The organism is Kitasatospora sp. NE20-6 (assembly GCF_045862635.1).
Window position 1 is genome coordinate 21,126 of the sequence record NZ_BPRL01000018.1, and the last position, 19,527, is coordinate 40,652.

General features: G+C 75.0%; 12 protein-coding genes. 3 read left to right on the top strand and 9 right to left on the bottom strand.

Features of this window, described 5'->3' with window-relative positions; all coding sequences use genetic code 11:
* Positions 1–273: 273 nt before the first annotated feature.
* Complete coding sequence (locus SNE206_RS15660; RefSeq protein WP_407913963.1) at positions 274–2,664, top strand: ATP-binding cassette domain-containing protein; 2,391 nt, start codon at positions 274–276, stop codon at positions 2,662–2,664.
* Positions 2,665–2,756: 92 nt separating this feature from the next.
* Here SNE206_RS15660 and SNE206_RS15665 read toward each other — a convergent pair whose 3' ends face one another.
* From SNE206_RS15665 to SNE206_RS15685, 5 genes are all read right to left on the bottom strand, one after another.
* On the bottom strand, positions 2,757–4,016 hold the full coding sequence (locus SNE206_RS15665) for a D-arabinono-1,4-lactone oxidase (protein ID WP_407913964.1): 1,260 nt from the start codon (positions 4,014–4,016) through the stop codon (positions 2,757–2,759).
* A 181-nt stretch (positions 4,017–4,197) separates the two neighbouring features.
* On the bottom strand, positions 4,198–5,229 hold the full coding sequence (locus tag SNE206_RS15670; protein WP_407913965.1) for a polysaccharide deacetylase family protein: 1,032 nt from the start codon (positions 5,227–5,229) through the stop codon (positions 4,198–4,200).
* A 25-nt stretch (positions 5,230–5,254) separates the two neighbouring features.
* Complete coding sequence (locus SNE206_RS15675; protein WP_407913966.1) at positions 5,255–6,046, bottom strand: phytanoyl-CoA dioxygenase family protein; 792 nt, start codon at positions 6,044–6,046, stop codon at positions 5,255–5,257.
* A 155-nt stretch (positions 6,047–6,201) separates the two neighbouring features.
* Positions 6,202–7,260 carry a glycosyltransferase gene (locus SNE206_RS15680; RefSeq protein WP_407913967.1) on the bottom strand — a complete coding sequence of 353 codons (1,059 nt, stop codon included), beginning with the start codon at positions 7,258–7,260 and terminating at the stop codon, positions 6,202–6,204.
* Positions 7,261–7,952: 692 nt separating this feature from the next.
* Positions 7,953–8,111, bottom strand: a complete 159-nt coding sequence (locus tag SNE206_RS15685) for a hypothetical protein (protein ID WP_407913968.1) — start codon at positions 8,109–8,111, stop codon at positions 7,953–7,955.
* 299 nt (positions 8,112–8,410) lie between these two features.
* Here SNE206_RS15685 and SNE206_RS15690 point away from each other — a divergent pair, with 299 nt between their 5' ends.
* Positions 8,411–9,649 carry a helix-turn-helix domain-containing protein gene (locus SNE206_RS15690; RefSeq protein ID WP_407913969.1) on the top strand — a complete coding sequence of 413 codons (1,239 nt, stop codon included), beginning with the start codon at positions 8,411–8,413 and terminating at the stop codon, positions 9,647–9,649.
* 158 nt (positions 9,650–9,807) lie between these two features.
* Here the strand turns inward: SNE206_RS15690 and SNE206_RS15695 are convergent, their stop codons facing one another.
* The 3 genes from SNE206_RS15695 to SNE206_RS15705 all read right to left on the bottom strand — a co-directional run bounded on the left by SNE206_RS15695 (position 9,808) and on the right by SNE206_RS15705 (position 14,645).
* Positions 9,808–10,872, bottom strand: coding sequence for an alpha/beta hydrolase (locus tag SNE206_RS15695; protein ID WP_407913970.1), 1,065 nt, complete (start codon positions 10,870–10,872; stop codon positions 9,808–9,810).
* 144 nt (positions 10,873–11,016) lie between these two features.
* A complete protein-coding gene (locus tag SNE206_RS15700; protein ID WP_407913971.1) occupies positions 11,017–11,424 on the bottom strand; it encodes a RidA family protein in 408 nt (135 codons plus the stop codon).
* A complete protein-coding gene (locus SNE206_RS15705; RefSeq protein ID WP_407913972.1) occupies positions 11,421–14,645 on the bottom strand; it encodes an AMP-binding protein in 3,225 nt (1,074 codons plus the stop codon). Before SNE206_RS15705 ends, SNE206_RS15700 begins: the two co-directional genes overlap by 4 nt.
* 209 nt (positions 14,646–14,854) lie before the next feature.
* Here SNE206_RS15705 and SNE206_RS15710 point away from each other — a divergent pair, with 209 nt between their 5' ends.
* A complete protein-coding gene (locus SNE206_RS15710; RefSeq protein ID WP_407913973.1) occupies positions 14,855–17,950 on the top strand; it encodes a type I polyketide synthase in 3,096 nt (1,031 codons plus the stop codon).
* 128 nt (positions 17,951–18,078) lie between these two features.
* On the opposite strand, the gene SNE206_RS15715 is transcribed toward SNE206_RS15710, so the two are convergent.
* The gene (locus tag SNE206_RS15715) at positions 18,079–19,263 is read right to left on the bottom strand and encodes a glycosyltransferase family 2 protein (protein ID WP_407913974.1); all 1,185 of its coding nucleotides are present in this window, start codon (positions 19,261–19,263) and stop codon (positions 18,079–18,081) included.
* Between the last annotated feature and the right edge of the window lie 264 nt (positions 19,264–19,527).

Genomic DNA, 19,527 nt, shown 5'->3' on the forward strand with positions numbered 1-19,527 from the left:
CCCTGGCCCCGGCACCACGGACCGACGACCGGCTTCGGTCGCCCCGCCGTGCCGCCCCGCCCGGCCACCTGACCGGTCAGGATCCGAGAAGCGCCGGGGCCCGGCCCGCCCCTAGCGTGGTGGCCCCGGGCACCCGGCCGCCGCGGCCGACCGGCCGGGCCGCGGCCGTGCCCACCGGAAACCCCGGACGCACGCCCCGGAACTGGTTAGATCGAGCCAGGCGACGCCGAGGGGGGACCGCGCACGCGGCCCCACGTAACAGATGGAGACACGATGGGCATGACCACGAGGACGGACACGCCGTCGCCCGCTCCGCACGGTGCCGACAGCCACGATCTGATCCGCGTGCACGGCGCGCGCGTGAACAACCTCAAGGACGTCAGCATCGCGATCCCCAAGCGGCGGCTGACGGTGTTCACCGGCGTCTCCGGCTCGGGCAAGAGCTCGCTGGTGTTCGGCACCATCGCCGCGGAGTCGCAGCGGCTGATCAACGAGACCTACAGCGCCTTCGTGCAGGGCTTCATGCCTGCGCTGGCCCGCCCCGAGGTCGACGTGCTCGAAGGACTGACCACCGCGATCCTCGTCGACCAGCAGCGCATGGGTGCCGACCCGCGCTCCACCGTCGGCACCGTCACCGACGCCAACGCGATGCTGCGCATCCTCTTCAGCCGGCTCGGGAAGCCCCACATCGGCTCGCCCAAGGCGTTCTCCTTCAACGTCGCCTCGATCAGCGGAGCGGGCGCGGTCACCGTGGAACGCGGCGGACAGAGCGTCAAGGAGCGCCGCAGCTTCAGCATCACCGGCGGAATGTGCCCGCGCTGCGAAGGCCGCGGGACGGTCTCCGACATCGACCTCACCCAGCTCTACGACGGCTCCAGGTCGCTCTCCGAGGGCGCGATCACCGTCCCCGGTTACACGGGGGGCGGCTGGAACTCCCGGCTCTACAGCGAGTCCGGATTCTTCGACGCGGACAAGCCGATCCGCGCGTTCACCAAGAAGGAACTGCACGACTTCCTGTACCGCGAGCCGACCAGGATGAAGATCGCGGGCATCAACATGACGTACGAGGGGCTGGTGCCGCGGATCCAGAAGTCGATGCTCGCCAAGGACAGGGAGGGCATGCAGCCGCACATCCGGGAGTTCGTGGACAGGGCGGTCACCTTCACCACCTGTCCCGAGTGCGACGGCACCCGGCTCACCGCGGGCGCCCGGTCGTCGAAGATCGGGAGGATCAGCATCGCCGACGCCTGCGCGATGCAGATCAGCGACCTGGCCGAGTGGGTGCGCGGCCTCGACGAGCCGTCGGTGGCACCGCTGCTCACCGCGCTGCAGCAGAGCCTCGACTCGTTCGTGGAGATCGGCCTCGGCTACCTCGCGCTCGACCGGCCGGCCGGCACGCTGTCGGGCGGCGAGGCGCAGCGCGTCAAGATGATCCGCCACCTCGGCTCCTCCCTCACCGACGTCACCTACGTCTTCGACGAGCCCACCATCGGGCTGCACCCCCACGACATCGAGCGGATGAACGGCCTGCTGCTGCGGCTGCGCGACAAGGGCAACACGGTGCTCGTCGTGGAGCACAAGCCGGAGACGATCTCGATCGCCGACCACGTCGTCGACCTCGGCCCCGGCGCCGGCACGGCCGGCGGCACGATCTGCTTCGAGGGCACCTTCGAGGAGCTGCGGGCCGGCGACACCGTCACCGGCCGCCACCTCGACGACCGGGCCGCGCTGAAGGAGTCGGTGCGGAAGCCCACCGGCTTCCTGGAGATCCGCGGCGCGACGGCGAACAACCTGCACGACGTCGACGTCGACATCCCGCTCGGGGTGCTCACCGTCGTCACCGGCGTCGCGGGCTCCGGCAAGAGCTCGCTCGTGCACGGGTCGATCCCGCCGGGCGACGGCGTGGTGTCGGTCGACCAGAGCCCGATCCGCGGCTCGCGGCGGAGCAACCCGGCGACGTACACCGGGCTGCTCGAACCGATCCGCAAGGCGTTCGCGAAGGCCAACGGCGTGAAGCCGGCCCTGTTCAGCGCCAACTCCGAGGGCGCCTGCCCGACCTGCAACGGCGTCGGCGTCATCTACACCGACCTGGCGATGATGGCCGGTGTCGCCTCGCCCTGCGAGGAGTGCGAGGGCAAGCGGTTCCAGGCCTCGGTGCTGGAGTACCGCCTCGGCGGCCGCGACATCAGCGAGGTGCTCGCGATGTCGGTGGCGGAGGCCGAGGAGTTCTTCGGCACCGGCGAGGCCCGCACCCCGGCCGCGCACGCCGTCCTCGGCCGGCTCGCCGACGTCGGGCTCGGCTACCTCACCCTCGGGCAGCCGCTCCCCACGCTGTCCGGCGGCGAGCGGCAGCGGCTCAAGCTGGCCACCCACATGGCCGACAAGGGCGGCGTGTACGTCCTCGACGAGCCGACCACCGGCCTCCACCTCGCCGACGTCGAGCAGCTGCTCGGCCTCCTCGACCGGCTCGTCGACTCCGGCAAGTCGGTGATCGTCATCGAACACCACCAGGCCGTCATGGCGCACGCGGACTGGATCGTCGACCTCGGCCCCGGCGCGGGCCACGACGGCGGCCGGATCGTCTTCGAGGGCACACCCGCCGACCTCGTCGACGCCCGCTCCACCCTCACCGGCGAGCACCTCGCGGCGTACGTCGGCGGCTGACCGGGCCCTCGCGGACTCCACGGGGACGGCCCGCTCCGGGCGGTGCGACAGCTGTCGCACCGCCCGGAGGCGGTCACGCCCCGAAGCGGAGGTCAGCCGTCGCCCAGCAGGGCGTCGAGGAACGCGTTGCGGAACTTCCCGGCCGGGTCGAGCTTCCGCGCCAGCCGTCCGAACTCGCCGGCCTGCTCGTAGCGCGCCGCCAGTCCGCCCGGGGCCAGGCCGGTGAGCTTGCCCCAGTGCGGCCGGGCGCCCAGCGGTATCAGCCGCTCCTCGACCGCCGCGATCACCGGTGCGACGGCGGCGGCGTCCCGGACCCACGTGAAGTGGAAGGTCGCCGTGGACCGCCCGTACGCGGGGCTGAGCCACAGATCGTCGGCGGCGACCGTCCGGACCTCCGCGATGTGCAGCGCCGGTGCGACCAGGTCGCCGATGCCGCGCAGCGCCTCGAACGCGGCGGGCGCCGCCTCCCGCGGCAGGTAGTACTCCGACTGCAGCTCCTCCCCGGCGCCGGGCGTCAGCTCCGGGCGGAAGTGCGGCAGCCGCTCGAACCACGGCCCGGGTACGTCGAGCTGCTCGGTGCTGTGCTCCGGCGGCATGCCCGGCACGGGGTTGAGCGGCCGGTCCGCCGCCCGGCCGCCCTCCCAGCCGCTGCTGCTGCCGCTGCCGTCGGTCCGCCGCTTGAGCCAGACCTGGGCCTCCGGGCTGCGCCAGTCCGTGAACACGCTGACGCTGTCGGCGGCGCCGAGGACCGCGTCGAAGCGGTCGGCGACCTCGGTGAGGGGCACCGCCACCCGGACGCGCTGCGCCATCGCGTACGCGGGTTCGACCTCCAGGGTGAGACGGGTGACGACGCCGAGCGCGCCGAGTGCGACGACCGACCCGGCGAAGGTGTCCGGTGCGGTGGCGCGGTCCAGCTCGACGAGGTCGCCCTCCGGGCCGACGAGCTGGAGGCCCGTCACCGCGGCGGCCAGGCAGCGCCGGGCGTCGCCGGAACCGTGGGTGCCGGTCGCCACCGACCCGGCGACGGAGATGTGCGGCAGCGACGCGAGGTTGCCGAGGGCGAGGCCGGCCCGGTGCAGGGCGACGGCGAGTTCGGCGTAGCGCAGGCCCGCAGGCACGCTGACCGTCGAGCGGTGGGTGTCCACGCCGACGGTGGCCGGCAGCCCGTCGAGCAGGACGAGGTCGCCGGGCGCGGCGGCGACCCGGCTGAACGAGTGGCCGCTGCCGAGCGCCCTGATCCGGGCCGAGCCGGCGACGAGCCGGCGCAGCTCGTCGAGGTCGCGCGGCCGGTGGGTGCGCTCGGCGCCGAAGGCGACGTTGCCGGCCCAGTTCGTGGCCGGGAGGGACTCCATGGCGTGATCACTCCGATCGGTACGGGTGCGGGTGCGGGTGCGGGTGCGGGAGCCGTGGGCCGGTACGGGGGCTGCGGGCCGCCCGGCGCCCGTACGGGTTCCGGCAGCACGGGGCCGGGTGGGGGAGCCGCTCGTACGGGCTCCCCCACCCGGCGCTGCTGCGTGCCGTGCGGGGCGCGGGTCAGCCGACCGGCGCCGTCACCATGTCGTCGACGAGGACGAAGCGGTAGTCGCGCTCCAGCAGGCCCTCGACGATGGCCGGCAGTGCCTCGACGGTCTGCGTCCGGTCGCCTCCGCCGTCGTGCAGGAGCACCACCGATCCGGGACGGGCCTGGGCGAGGACGGTGTCGGCGATGAAGTCCGCGCCGGGCATCGCCCAGTCGTCCGGGGCGACGTCCCAGAGCACGACGCGGGCGTCCGCCTCGGTGAGCCACCGCATCACCTCGGGGGTGCGGGCGCCGTACGGCGGCCGGAACAGCGTGGGCGCCGGGCCGTCCGACACCTCGGCGATCCGGTCGCGGGTGCGCGTGAGCTGCTCGACCAGCTCCGGGCGGGTGAGCTCCGGCAGGAACGGGTGCGACCAGGTGTGGTTCGCCAGCCCGTGGCCCTGCGCGCGGATCCGCCGGACCTCCTCCGGGTACGCGCCGGCGTTCATGCCGACGCAGAAGAAGGTCGCCGGCACGCCGTACCGCTCCAGCACGTCGAGGATCCGCCCGGTGTAGGGCGGCAGCGGGCCGTCGTCGAAGGTCAGCGCGATCTCCCGGCGCTCGCGGGGCCCGTGGTCGAGGCAGCGGCCCGCGGCGGACATCCCGGCCGTCGCGTCGGCGGCGGAGGCGATCCACCGTTCCAGCAGCGGCTCGCGCCCGGTCTGGGTGCCGCGGGTGCGGACCAGCCGGGTGAGCGCGCCCGGGTCGCGGGCCGCGGCGTGCGCCACGTCGCCGGCCGGGACGGACCCGAAGGCCGGCCGCCGCGGCAGGGCGTCCTCGTCCGCCCGGAACACCTCCAGGCCGGCCGCCATCATGCGGCCGTCGAGGATCCCGTTGGTGCTCTCCACCACGGCGGCGTGCGGGCCCCGGATGCCGCGCAGGTACGCGATCATCTCGTCGGCCCGGCCCGCGGCGAACCGCATCCGGGGCAGGACGCGCCCGCCGTCGGGGCCGACGGTGTCGACCTCGAAGCCGGTGGCGCCCCAGGAGACTCCTGAGTACAACATCCTGTACCTCCGTCGTGGCAGCGGCTCAGGCCGGCCGGGTGTACTCGGTGAAGTGACGCTCGGCGAAGAGCTCGGGCCACCGGCCGTGGTCGAGGCCGAGGTCCTGCGCTCTGCGCAGCACGGAGCGCCAGTACGGCTTGACCGGCGGCCAGAGCCGGCCGGTCTCGCAGTAGGAGGCGTCGACGAAGTAGCGGTCCTTGCCCGCCGACCCGGGCCGGCGGCGCCGGGCGTGGAAGAGCGCCGAGTGCAGCACGACCGTCGACCCGGGCGGCAGCCGGTCGACGACCACCTCCCCCGGCAGCTCCCGGGTGCCGAGCCCGGCACGGGCGTCCTTGTCGGCCACCTCCCGGTGCGAGCCGGGCAGCACGGCCAGCGAGGACGTGCCGCGGTCGAGGCCGTCGAGGTAGTGCAGGGTGTGGATCATCGCGTACCGCCGGTCGGTCTGCGGCCGCTGCTCGTAGTCGTGGTGCCAGGCCTTGCCCGGGGTGTCCGGGGCCTGCCGGTCGCTGTGCAGGTGGTGGAAGGCGAACGACGGGCCCATCAGCCCGGCGAGCAGCTCCAGCAGGGGAGGGTGCCCGACGAGTTCGCCGTGGGCGGGGAGCTCCACCTCGACGACCGGCGGGGTGCCGTGGGCGTCGGGGTCGAGCACCGCTGCGATCGACCGGGCCCGCAGGCCGTCGTCGACCCAGCGGTCGGCCTCCCGCCGGAGCCGTGCGGCCAGCTCGTCGGGGAGGAACCCGGGCAGGACGAGGTAGCCGTCCTCCGTGAACCGGTCGAGGTCGGTGGACCTGAGGGGCAGTAACGTCTGAGGGGTCATGCGCGTACTCCGCTCTGTTGCGTGGGGTCGTCCCCCGGCGGGCGGCGCGGCCGCGGCGGGCCCGGTGCGCGGGCGGGCCTGCGACGGGCCGGCGCGTCGCGGCCGACCGCCGGGACGTCAGGGGCGGTGCCGTACGGAGGCGGTGGCGGCGGGCCTCAGTGCCAGCCCCACCAGGTGAGGTCGCAGCCCTCCCAGTGGTGCACCGGGTCGGTCTCGTTCGATTCGAGGAGCCCCGTGGGCAGCACGGCCGACCGCAGCCGCCGCTGCCCGTCGGGGGAGAGGACCACCAGGCGGCGGTCGCCGGTCTCCGCAGCGCGGCCGACGAGGACGTACCCGAGGTCGCGGTCGTACCGCACCTCGACGGGGTCGTCCTCGGACAGCCCGGCCGCGGTGGCGGCGACGGGGGAGTCCGCGGGTGCGCGCTCCTCCAGGCTCTGCACGTAGGGGAGGCCGGCGCGCTGGAGGTACGCCAGCTTGGCGATCAGACGGTGGTGCGCGTCGCCGTCCTCCAGGAAGCGGCCGAGGATCTCCAGGTCGGTCGCGCCGATGTCGATGTTGCTGGAGAGGTTGCCGCTGTGCATCTGGTAGACGTACGTCGGCTCGATCGGCAGCGACACGGGGATGCGGGCGGCCGCGAACCGCAGCCACAGGTCCCAGTCCTCCGCGTACCGGCACGGCCGGTAGCCGCCGACCGCCTCGTAGTCCTTCCGGCTGTAGAGGCAGCCGACGCCGAGGTAGTTGCGCACCAGCATGTAGGCGTACTGGTCGTCGGAGTCCGGCAGGCGCTCGGTGACCGGCCGCGGGATGTCCTCCGTCTCGTTCTCGACGAGCAGCAGCCGCCGGGGCGCGATCAGCCCGGGACGCTCGGCGTACGCCTTGGTCATGGCGGCGACGGCACCCGGCAGGAGCATGTCGTCGGCGTCGAGCTGGAGGACGAGTTCGGAGCCGGTCGCCGCGATGGCGGTCTGCCGGGCGTGCCAGGTGCCCCCGTGCTCGCCGCGGATGACGCGCAGCGGCAGCAGGTCGGCCCAGCGGCCGGCGCGCTCGTACGTGTCGTCGTCCGAACCGTCGTCGACGACGACGACCTCGGTCGGCGGGACGGTCTGGGTGACGAGGGAGGCCAGTGCGTGGTCGATGTGCGCGGCCCCGTTCAGGACGGGGATGATCACGGCGACGGTGGGTGTGCCCACCGGGTCGTGCACGGTCAGGGGCATGGGTGCTCCTTCGAGGAGGGGTGATGCCGGCCGGGTCGGTCGGGTGGCTGCCGAGTGGCTGCCGAGTGGCTGCCGGGCCTGCCGGGCCTGCCGGGCCTGCCGGGCCTGCGGGGCCTGCCGGGCCTGTGGGCTACCGGGCTTGCGGGCTACCGGGTCGGGCTCTGCGGGGATGCCTGCGCAACGGCGGCGGAACGGTGCCGGAACGGTTCCGGGCCGTGGCCGGACCGGGACGGACCGGGACGGAACGCAGATGGGAAAGCGCTCTCTCGTTCGGGCGTGGCGAGCCGTGGGGCTGCAGGTCCGAAAGGGGTGTTTCCGTGGGTCTGATGGGGCGTGTGGGGCGGCCGTCCGCGAAGGGCCGGGCGGGCAGCCCGAGCCTGTCGGCGGGGTTTTTCGGCGCACGGCGGAACGCGATCGTTGGCAGAAAACCGGGAGAGCGTTCTCCCGAATGGCCGTGCGCGCCCCAGAGCCTGGAATGCCGCAGTGGCAAAGGGTTGACAAGGTTGGTCAAGATCCTCGCGGGAGTGCAGCAAGGAAAGGTGTCGATTCACCGGGGAGAAGTCCGCCGGCCGACCGTCACGGGTGCAGGGCGCCCGGGGCCCCGAGGGGGCCGGGGCGGCCGGTGGTCCGGCGCGCGGGGGTGCCTGCGGGGCGTGGCCCGCGCGGCGCCGGGGTCGTGCGTGTCCGCCGTTTCACGGCCAGTCGATGTCGTCCAGCCCGTCGCCGGCGAGGACGACGGCCGAGGCGCCTCCCGGCGCCTGGATGGCGGCGCTCGACGGGGCGGCGACCAGGAAGGCCAGCAGGAGGGTGGCCAGGGCGGCGGCGGAGGCGGTTCCGATGTACTTGCGCATGACGGCTCCAGTCGAGGAGGGGCAGGGATCGGTGCATCCGTTGGTACGAGAAGAAAAACTAGTCGCGGGAAAAGATCGTTGGCAAGTCCTTGCCTGAAAGATGTCAAATTAGTGACAAGGTGTCACTCTGTGGTGAAGATCACTTGCCTAGGGTGTGCGGGCACAATTGCCAGAAACGGTGTCAGCCCATTACAGTTGCCCCTGGCACAGTGGTGAGGCTCCCGGCATGTCCCTGCAGGCCCCCCGCAGGGGGCTGACCGTCTGACCGAATCTGAATCCGTGTGGATTGTGGGATCAGCATGATGGAGCAGCCCTTTTTCGGCCGCCGCCTCAGGGAGTTGAGGCAGGAGCGTGGCCTCTCGCAGGCCGCCCTCGCGGGCGACGAAATCTCGACCGGATACCTGTCGCGACTGGAATCGGGAGCACGGCAGCCGACCGATCGCGTGGTTGCCTACCTCGCCGACCGGTTCGGCGTCGACCGGTCCGCCTTCGACGTACCCCCCAGCGGCGGCTCGCTGGCCCAGGCCCTCTCCATCGCGACGTCCACGGACAGCGACGAGGCGATCGAAGCCCTCATCACCGCGCTGAACCGCGCCCCGGGAGCCGACCTCCTCTCGCGCTGGCAGGCCCTGTGGGTGGTCTTCCGCTACTGGCGGCGCCAGGGCCGGCACTCCGAGGAGCGCGCCTGCCTGGAGGAGCTCGCCCGGATCGCCGACGAACTCGGCCTGCCCGAGTTGCAGTGCCGTGCCTGGGCGCAGCTCGCCCGGCTGCTCCGGTCGACCGGCGAGGTGGCCCGCGCCATCGGCGTGGCCTCCCGCGCCTACCAGCTCGCCTCCGAGGCGAAGCTCTCCGTCTCCGACACCGGGGCGGCGCTCCAGACCCTCGTCGCGGCCGAGGCCGAGGCCGGTCAGCTGCCCGACGCCCGCGCGCACGTCGACGAGCTCGTCCGGCTCACGGAACGCGGCGGGTCGGACGTGGCCCGTACCGAGGCGCTGTGGTCGGCGGCCACCGTGCGCTCCCGGCAGGGGGACCACGAGGGCGCCCGCGACTACCTGGAGCGCGCGATGCTCGGCCTGGAGAGCAGGGTCGACCTCACCCTGTGGGTGCGGCTGCGGCTCGCCGCCGCCTCCCTCTACCTCCAGACCAAGCCGCCGATGGTGGACCACGGCCGGGACTGCCTGCAGGAGGCCGGGACGGCGCTCTCCCTCGTCGGCACGCCCGTGCTGCGGCAGGAGCTGCTCACCCTGCAGGCCTACCTCGCCTTCCACGAGGGGCGGTTCGACGACGCCCGCCGGGCGCACGACGAGCTCAGCCGGGACGAACTCCTCCTGGTCTACCGCGACCAGGTGCGGCTGGGCATCCTCGACAGCCGCCTGCTGCTCCTGGAGGGCCGGGAGGCCGAAGGGCTCGGCCGGCTGAAGGAGCTGGGCGAGGAAGCCCGTCAGAGCTCCAACATCGACCTCGCCGCGGACATCTGGCGCATCCTCGCGGAAGCCCTGGAGGAGCTCCACCAGGGCCGGCCCGTCCCCGCCCCCTGAGCCGGCGCCGCGCTCCGCGGCACGACGGCACCGCAGCAGACGGACGGTCCACCGCTCGTGACGGCCGAACCGCTCGTGACGGCAGGCGCAGCCCGACGGCGTTCCCCCACCCGGGTGGGGGAACGCCGTCGGCCCGTGCGCCGTGACCGCCCGGGCGGTCAGAGCTCCAGGACCCGCCGCAGCCACGCCACCCGGGCGGCGTGCGCGCTCCGCGAGACCACCGCCGACGGCACCCATTCGTCGAAGCTGTGGAACGCCCCGGCCCAGACGTGGAGTTCCGCCTCGCAGCCGGCCCGCCAGAGGCGCGAGGCGTAGGCGACGCCCTCGTCGCGCAGCGCCTCCACCGAGCCGACCTCCAGGAACGCCGGAGGCAGCCCCGCGAGGTCGCGGGCCCGCGCGGGCGCGGCGTACGGCGCGACGGCGTCCGTGCCCCGGCGATCGCCGAGCAGTGCCGTCCAGCCCGCACGGTTGGAGAGGCCGTCCCAGAGCCCGACCCGGGCCATCTGCCGGGCGGAGAAGCTGTCGGAGCGGTCGTCGAGCATCGGGAACTGCAGCAGCTGCCCGGCCGGCCGCGGGCCGCCGCGGTCACGGGAGAGCAGGGCGAGGCCGGCGGCCAGCGCACCTCCTGCGCTGTTGCCGCTGAGCACGATCCGGTCGGCCGGCAGGCCCAGCCGTACGGCGTGGTCCGCCAGCCAGAGCAGCGCGGCGTAGCAGTCCTCCACCGGCACCGGGTCGGGGTGTTCGGGCGCGAGGCGGTAGTCGACGGACAGCACGGCCAGGCCGAGTTCCTGGGCCCGGTCGAGCTCGCCCGCGAGCTCGGTGCTGCGGTGGCTCCCGGCCACCATCCCGCCGCCGTGGGTGTGGTGGACGACGCCCCGCGGCACGGCGACGGCGGTGGGCCGGCACAGCAGCAGGGGGATCGCGGGCCTGCCGTGCGCGGCGGGCACCTCCAGGTGTTCCAGGGTGAAGGCGCCGCCGCGGAGGATCTGCGCGTCGGTGAGCCGGCCGGCCGCGCTGCGGCGGCGGCGGTCGGCGATCAGCGCCGGGGTCAGCGGCATCGCGAGGTCGGCGAGGATCGCCGCGAGCGGCTGCGCCAGCTCGCGGTCGAACGGCGGCGGCGCGCCGTCGGCGGTGCGGGCCGCCGCCGTACGGGTGTCGGTGTCGGTCCGGCCGGTATCGGTGCGGTCGGTGGTGGTGCGGTCGGTGGTGGCGAGGTCGGTCATGGCACTCCTGCCGTGGGCGGGCGGGGGACGCGGTGCGGGGTTCGACGGGTGTGGTGGGCCGCAGCAGCGGCTGTTGCTGCGGCTGTGGTCGGGCTGCGTACGGTGCGGCGTGGTGCGGCGCGGTGCAGTGCGGTGCGGCGCGGTTCAGTGCGCGTCGTCGGCGAGGATCGCCAACGCGTCGACCTCCAGGAGGAGTTCGGGCCGGAACAGCGCCGCGACCTGCATGACGGTGCTGGCCGGCGGGCGGGCGGTGTCGATGAACTCGTCGCGGACGGCGAGCACCTCGGCCAGGTGCGCCATGTCCGTGAGGTGGACGGTCAGTTTGACCACGTCGTCGAAGGTGCCGCCGGCCGCGGCCAGGCAGGCCCGCATGTTGGTGAAGACCTGCCGGGCCTGGGCGGCGGGGTCGCCCTCGCCGACCAGGGCGCCCTTCTCGTCGAAGGGCAGCTGTCCGGCGACGGCGGCCAGCCGGCCCGGCCCGGTCACCACGTGCGTGTAGCCGTCGCTGGGCGCGACGCCCGCCGGTGCGGAGATGTGGGTGAGTCTGGTCATGCCGGTACTCCTGGGGTGAGAGCGGACGTGTGCGGTGCGGGCACCGCGAGACGGTCGGTGAAGCGGCCGGCGAGTTCCCAGGCGGTGGACTCGGCGACGGCGTCCGGCCGGAAGGCCACCTCCAGACGCATGCCGCCGTCGTCCTCGGGCCAGAGCTCGGTGTGGAGTTCGAGCGGCAGGTCCAGGTACGGCTGCCGGAGGAACGCCGTGTGCAGGCCGGGGAGGCGGAGCCGGGGTGCGGCGTTATCCTGGAGGGCGAAGAGCACCTGGTAGAGGGGCGGCCGGCCGGTCCGTCGCGGCTCGGTGAGCCGCAGCACGTCGGCGAACGGCACGTCCTGGGCGGCGAGCGCGCGGGCCACCGTGCGGCCGGTCTCCCGTGCGCCGGCGGTGCCGCCGTCGAGCGCGGTGCCGCGCATCCGCAGGCAGAGCATCTCGATGTGGCAGCCGACGGCACCGGCGAGGAGCGGCGAGTCGCGTTGAGCCACGGGTACGCCGACCCCGAAGTCCCGCGCACCGGTGGTCTCGGCCAGGGCCGCGGCCCAGTGCGCGAGCAGGGCGCCGAACCGGGTCGTGCCCGCCTCCGCCGCGAGGGCGTCGACGCCGGCGAGCTGGGCCGCGGTGAGGCGGGCCTCCACCCGTCCCGGGCCCGCGGTGTCGCGGGCCCGGTCGGAGACGGGCCAGGGCAGAGCCGGAATCCCCTTCAACTCGTCGCGCAGGTAAGACTCGTGGCGGTCGCGCGGTCCGGCGTGCCGGGCGTGGCGGAGGCGTTCCGCGTGGACCTCCGCCAGGCCGGGCGCAGGCCGGGCCGGCTCCGGATCGGCATGCGGGCCCCGGACGGTGGCGGCCGTGCGGGCGGCGTAGGCGTCGGCGAGGTGCCGGGCGAGGACGGACTCCGACCATCCGTCGAAGGCGATGTGGTGCACGACGCAGCCGAACACCGTGGTGCGCGGTCCGGCGGCCGCGCCTCCGGGTCGCACCGGCGCCAGCGCCGTGCGCCACACCTCGCCCTCCTCCAGGGCGAGTTCGTCGGCGAGTTCGGTGCGCAGCGTCCGGACGGCGGAGGCGGTGTCCGGGTGGTCGGGCAGGACGTCGAGCGGCGGCGGGGGGATGTCCGTCGGCCGTGCGTGCGGTGCCGGGTCGAGCAGGTACGCGCTGTGCAGCGGCTCGTGGCGCCGGTGCACGTCGGCGACGGCGTCCTCCAGCGCGTGGTGGTCGAGGTCGCCGGTGATCGTCCAGGTGAGCAGGCAGTGTGCGGTCAGGTCGGCCGGGTCGAGCATCTGCCGGGTGAGGTAGACGGTCTGCAGCGGTGTCAGCGGTGTGCCGGTGGTGCCGGTGGCGTGGGAGGGGCTGGAGGGCTCGGAGGACTCGGAGCCGGTGGTGCGCAGCCAGGCGGCGAGGGCGGTGACGGTCGGCAGCTCGTGGAGACGGGAGACCGGTACGGGCCGGCCGAGGCGGGCCGCGAGGCGGGCGCAGACCCGTCCGGCGCCGAGGGAACTGCCCCCGAGCTCCACGAAGGGGGTGTCGAGCGGTACGGCGTCCTGCCGGAGGACCTCGGCGAAGGCCTCGGCGACCGCGCGGTCGGTGGGGTCGGCGAGGGTGGCGGGTGCGACGGCCGGGTCGGCGTCGTCCTGCGGGCGGGCCGCGGGGGGTGCCGCGGCCAGGGCGAGGAGCGCGGCTTCGTCGAGCTTGCCCTGCGGGGTGCGGGGGAAGGCGCCGACGGCGACCACGGCGGCGGGCCGCTGGTAGGGGACGAGTGCGGTGTCCAGGATGCGTACGGCGTCGGGCAGCCGGTCGCCCGGTTCCTGCGGGGTGCAGAACGCCACGAGCTCCCGGCCGCCGTCGGAGGCCTGTCGTCCGAGCACCCGGCAGGCGGTGACGCCGGGCAGCAGGCGCTCGATCTGCCGTTCCACCTCGGCGGGCTCGACGCGGTGGCCGCGGATCTTGAGCTGCCGGTCCGCGCGGCCGCGGAAGTGCAGGAGGCCGTCGGTGTCCCACACGCCGAGGTCACCGGTGCGGTAGAGGCGTCGCGGGTGTCCGTCGATCACGACCGTGGCGAAGGCCCGTTCGGTGAGGGCGGGTTCGCGCAGGTAGTGGAGGGCGAGGCCGTCGCCGCCGAGGCAGATCTCACCGGTGCGGCCGGCACCGCAGGGGCGGTCGCCGTCCAGCACGTGCACCTGGGTGCCGGGGACGGGGCGGCCGAGCGGGATGCCGCCGGGGAGGTCGCAGTCGGCCTCCGTGATGCGGTGGGTCGTGGCGAAGACGGTGTTCTCGACCGGGCCGTAGCCGTTGAGCAGTGCGGTGCCGGGGTGGTGGCGCAGGAACCGGCGGACGTGCGGGGCGGAGAGGCGTTCGCCGCCGGTCATCACCTGGGTGATGCCGTGGAAGGCGTCGGGGTCCTCGTCGACGACCATGTTGAAGAGGCTGCTGGTGAGCCAGACGGTGTCCGCCCGGTGGGTGGTGACCGCGTCGCGCAGTGCGGCGGGGGAGAGGTAGGCGTCCTCCACGACGAGCGAGGTGCCGCCGTTGAGCAGGACGGACCAGAGCTCCAGGGAGAAGGCGTCCCACGGGGTGGGGGCCGCGAGCGGCACGACGGTGTGCGGGGTGAACCGGGCGAAGCCGTCGGGCGGGAAGAGCCGTGCGGTGGCGCGGTGCGGGGTCACGACGCCCTTGGGCCGGCCGGTCGTGCCGGAGGTGAAGAACACGCAGCAGGCGGCGCCGCCGCCGACGGGCACCGGACGGAAGCCCGGGGGCGGGTCGACCGGGCCGGCCGGCGGGGTCCACACGGACGTCTCCCGGCCCGGGCCGGCCGGGGGCGCCGTGGCCGGGTCGGTGCCGGGCAGGCCCGGGTGGCCGTGCGGGGCGATCAGCAGCGGCGGGTCCAGCAACTCCCGTACGCGGGCGAGGCGGTCGGCGGGCCAGGCCGGATCGAGCAGGGCGTACGCCGCGCCGGTCTTGAGCACGGCGAGCAGGGCGGTGACGAGGCCGGGGCTCCGCGGCAGCAGGACGGGGACGAGGTCGCCCGGCACGACGCCCGCGGCGGTCAGACGGGCCGCCCAGGCGTCGGCGGTGCGGTCGAGCTGCCGGTAGGTGAGGCGGCCGCCGGTCCCGGCGAGGGCGGTCCGGTGCGGGTGGCGCCGTGCGGTGCGGGCGAACGTCTCGTGCAGTCCTTCGTCGGGCGCGGTGGAAGGGCGCCCCTCGGTCCATGCCGGGTCAGGTAGCACGCCGACCCTCTCCCCTCGGGTCCGTTCGGCCTCGCGGTCCACCGCGGAGGCCGCCAATGTTGCCAACTGGGAGGCAATATATTGCCACAGGCTTGTCCGGTCTGGCAATGTTGGCCGGGCCCGCGCCGGGCACCCGCCGGCCACGGAGGCCGTCCGACCCGCGCAGCGCCGCGGACGGCCCGGGCACCGCGCTAGCCGAAGGTGGTTCGATGGTCCGCGACCGCTCCCTGGATATCGCCGTCACCGGCATCTCCGGACGATTCCCGAACGCCCCCGACGTGGCATCACTCTGGGAGGCCCTGAAGGCCGGACGGGTGCTCACCACCCGCCACGACCGGCAGGCCCTCGCCGACGCGGGCGTCCCCCGCGCCCTGCTCGACGACCCCGGCTACGTCCCCGTCCGCGGCCACCTCGACGACGCCGACCGCTTCGACCCCGCGCTCTTCCGGATCAGCCCGCGCGAGGCCGAGCTGATGGACCCCCAGCACCGGCTCATCCTGGAGACCGCCTGGTCGGCCCTGGAGGACGCCGGAACCGACCCGCTCGGCGTCACCCCCGTGACCGCCGTCTACGCCTCGGCCTCCGGCAGCGGCTACCTCCGCGCCATGGCCGCGAGCGGCCTGCTCGACCCGGTCACGCTGGAGGACGCCGTCCACGGCACGGAGCCCGACTTCCTGGCGAGCCTGGTCTCCTACCGCCTCGGGCTGACCGGGCCCGCCATGGCCGTGCAGACCGCCTGCTCCTCCTCCCTCGTCGCCGTGCACCTCGCCACCCAGGCCCTGCTCAACGGCGACTGCGACCAGGCCCTCGTCGTCGCCGCCGGCATCCCGTACCCGCAGGGCGGGCACCTCCACCTGCCCGGCGGGATCCACTCGCCGACCGGCCGCTGCCGACCGTTCGACGGCGGGGCCGACGGCGTCGTCGCCGGTTCGGGAGTCGCCTGCGTCGTGCTGCGCCGACTGCAGGACGCCCTCGACGAGGACCTCGACCCGTACGGCGTGGTGCTCGGCACCGCCGTCAACAACGACGGCTCGGCGAAAGCCGGTTACTACGCGCCGTCGGTCGGTGGGCAGCAGGCGGTGATCCGCGCCGCCCTCCGCGCGGCGGACGTCGACGGCACGACCATCGGCTACCTGGAGACCCACGGCACCGGCACCAGGGTCGGCGACCCCATCGAATGGGCGGCCGCCTCCGCCGCACTGACCGCCGCGGGCGCCCGGCCCGGGCAGGTGGCGGTCGGGGCGCTCAAGGCCAACACCGGTCATCTCGACAACGCCGCCGGCGTGGCCGCGCTGATCAAGGCACTGCTGGTCGTCCGGCACGGCGTGGTGCCCCCGGTGGCCGGCTTCACCACACCCAACCCGCTGCTGGAGTCCGCGGGATCGCCGCTGCACGTGCCGCGCGAGGCCGCCGTCTGGGCAGGCCCGGAACCGCGGCGCGCCGGCGTCAGCGCGTTCGGCATCGGCGGCACCAACGCCCACGTCGTCGTGGAACAGCCACCCCTGCGGCCTGCCGCCGCGCCTGCCGTCGCCGCGCCTGCCGCGGGGTCACCGGCCGCCCCGACCGCCGCCGGACCGTCGGAGCGGCTCGTGGTGCTGTCGGCCGCCGACCCGGAGGCACTGGCCCGGGCCGCCGACCGGACGGGCCGGCACCTCGTCACCACCGGGGCCGACCTCGCCGACGTCGCGTCCACCCTGGCCACCGGGCGGGCCGCACTGCCCTGGCGGCTCGCGGTCACCGGACGCAGCGGCGCGGAGGTGGCGGCGCGGCTGCGCAGCGGTGACGGCGTCGTCACCGGCCGGCGCCCGGCCTCCGGCGCGGTGCCGGCGGTCTTCCTCTTCCCCGGCCAGGGCACGCAGCATCCCGGCATGGCCGCACCGTTCGCGGAGGTGCTGCCCGGATTCCGGCACGCCCTCGACGACTGCCTGGCGGCCTTCGGCGACGGCCCCGGCGCCCCCGACGCCCCCGGCGGCTCCGGGAGGGTGCCGTCGTCCGGCCTGCTGCGGACGCTGCTGCTCGACCGGGACGCCCCCGCCGACGCGCTGGCGGACACCGTGCTCGCGCAGCCGGCGCTGTTCGCCGTCGGGTACGCGGCCGCCACGGCGCTCGCGGACCTCGGGGTGCGACCCGCCGCGGTGGCCGGGCACAGCCTCGGCGAGATCACCGCGGCCTGCGTCGCCGGCGCGCTCGGCCTCGCGGACGCCGCACGCCTCGTCACGGCCCGCGGACGTGCCATGCAGGCCTGCCCGGAAGGCGCCATGCTCGCCCTGGGCTGCACCGAGGACGAGGCCCTGACCTGGATCGCCGCCGCAGGCTGCCGGGCAGTGGTCGCCGCGGTCAACACCCCCGACTCCTGCGTGGTCGCGGGTGCACCCGCCGAGATCGAGGCCTTCGAGGCCTGGCTGGCCGGACGGACCTTCACCCGCCGGCTCGCCACCGCCCGCGCCTTCCACTCGCCGCTGATCGAGCCGGCCCTCGCGGCGATCGCCGAGGCGGCCGCCGGGTCGTCCCCGCAGGTCCTGCGGGTGCCGCTCGCCGCCAACGCCACCGGCCGCCTCCTGCCGGCCGGAGCCGTCCTGGCGCCCGGCCACTTCGCCGGACAGGCCCGCGGTGCGGTGCGGTTCGCCGACGGGCTCGCGGCGGTCGCGGCCGCGCTGCCGGGCGCCGTCGCCGTCGAGATCGGGCCCGGCCGGGTGCTGTCGGCGATGGCCGACGCCGCAGGACTGCCCGCGGTGCCGCTCTCGCCGGGCCGCACCGCTGGACCGGGCGAGGTGCTCGCCGCGCTGGGCGCCCTCTGGGTGGAGGGGCTGCCCCTCGCGCCCGGTGGGCTGTGCGGCGGCGGGCGCACCGTCCACCTGCCGGGCTACGCCTTCGCCGGGCCGCGGTGGATCGCCCCGGAGGCACGCCCGCGCCCCGCCGCCGCGATGCCGCCCGCCGCCGTGCCGCCCGCCATGCCCGCTGCCGTGGCAGTGACGGTGGGGACTGCGGTGTCCGCCGACCCGTCGGCGGCCGCGGGCCCCACCGCCGTCCCGGACGTGGACGCGGACGTGGACGTCGCCGTGCTGATGGCCCGGTGCTGGCGGGAACTGCTCGGCCACGACGGGCTCACCGACGCGTCCGACTTCTTCGAGCTCGGCGGGGACTCGCTGCTGATCACCCGTCTCGCCCACCGGCTCCGGCAGGAACTCGGCATCCGGGTGCCGGTGCGTGACATGCTGCTCGGCCGCACCCTGGGCCGGCAGACGGAGCTGGCCCGCGGGCTGCTCCACGGGCGGGCGGGGACGGTGCCCGCCGGAGTCTCCTGAGCCTGCCTGCCTGCCTGCCTGCCAGCCCGCCAGCCCGTCCGCCAGCCCGGGCCGGGCCCGGACGCGAGGCGCCGCCCGCACCCGGTGTGCCCGGGGGTGGGCGGCGCCTCGTGCGTCTCCGGCGAGCCTCAGCCCCGTGCGGCCCCGGCAGGGGCGGTGACCTTGCGGGCGACGCGCTCCGCCTCGCGGAGGATCGCGTCGCGGTAGCGCGCACCGAGGGCCGCGACCGGCGGCAGGATGCGGCACTCCTCGACGCTGCCGTCGGGGTGGGGCAGGCCGAACCCGGCGAGCGGGAGCACCGCGGGGAGGGCGCGTGTGTCGTCCAGGGCGTCGAGGTCGGGGGAGGGCAGGGGGACGCCGTCCGCGGTCACCACTCCGAGGAGGAGGACGTCCGTGCCGTTGACGGTGCCGCGGACGGCGCCGAGCGCCCGGCCCTCGCCCCCGGCGGCGGCAGCGAGCTCGCGCTCGACCTCCTGGTAGATCCGGTCGGCCTCCAGCCAGCCGAAGGCGAGGGCGAGTTCGAGGTCGAGACGCGGCCACTTCGCAAGGTAGTACTTGTTGTTGACCCCGGCGGTGACACCGTTGGCGGAGATGTCGCGGGCGTGCGGCAGGTGCACGCCGTACACGTCCTGCGGCAGCAGCACGGGCGTGCCCGTGGCGGCGACGCGCAGCCCCCACTCCTGGTCCTCGGGGCCCCAGCCGTCGAAGCCCTCGTCGAAGTGGAGCCCGTGGCGGCGCAGGGTCGCGGCGGGAAGGGCGAGGAACCCGCCGCGCGCGTACACCCAGGGGAAGCGGGCGATCGGCGAGCGGTAGGCGGGCGACCAGCGCTCGTCCATGCCGCTGACGTCGGTCTGCTCCAACTGCGCCAGGATGGTGCGGTAGTGGCTGTACGGCAGGGCGGTGACCGTGTCGATGTCGCGTTCGGCCACGTCGTCGTAGCCGATCATCCCGCCGGCGATGCAGACGTTCTGCCGATGGGCGTAGTGCCGGGTGTAGAGGTTCTCCAGGCAGCCGGGCGGCAGCATCATGTCGGCGTCGAGGAAGACCAGCACCTCGCCGGTGGCCTGGGCCACGGCCAGGTTGCGCGCGTGGCTGAGGTTCCACGGCACGTCCGCCGTCACGGTGACGATGCGGAGCCGGTCCGCGTACTCCCGGCACAGGGCGGTGTACTCCGGCGCGTACTCCAGGGCGCCGACCACGACCTCGATGTCCGAGCGGTCGAGGGTCTGGTCGGCGAGTGCGGCGAAGGCCAGCCCGATGTTGTCCAGCCGCTGCTTGTAGGGGATCACGACGCTGAATTTCGGCGTGCCCATGTGTGTGCTCCTCACGAGGCCCGGCGGGGGTGCGGGTCGGGGCCGACCCGGTCCAGCCCTCCGCAGGCCAGACGGTAACGGGCGGAGGCACATCTTGGCAAGATATTGCCAAATCTGTTGCCCGGAGGTCTGGAGCGACGCGGAACGGGGAAGAGCAGCCCAGGGACGGCCGATCCGGCACCCGCCCGGCCCCGGCACCTGACCGCCGTCGGCCGTCCGTTCGCCGGGCCGCCCGCCGGCCGGGCCGTCCGTCCGCCGTTCCCA